Raw genomic sequence first — 242 nt, 5'->3', positions numbered from 1 at the left:
CCCTGGCCCTGCTGCTGGCCGAACGGCTCGGTGAACGGCCCTGGGAGATTCTTGCCTCGGATATCAGCCAACGCATCCTCGCGCATGCCCGCAGCGGTGTTTATGACCTGGAAGACAGCCAGAACATCCCCCGCCACCTGCTGGTAAAGCATTGCCTGCGCGGCGTCGACGATAATCAGGGGCGCATGATGATCGCTCCGTCGCTGCGCCAGCGCATCCGCTTCGAGCAGATCAACCTGAAC

Annotated in this window: 1 protein-coding gene; it reads left to right on the top strand. The window is 62.8% G+C overall.

The features are described 5' to 3' along the window. Positions 1-242 (top strand): CheR family methyltransferase (locus AC0IYH_RS33575; RefSeq protein WP_471838766.1); only part of this gene is annotated, 242 nt, incomplete at both ends.

It is taken from the genome of Pseudomonas sp. AC463 (genome assembly GCF_979253585.1).
This window is presented reverse-complemented; position numbering and strand designations above follow the sequence as displayed.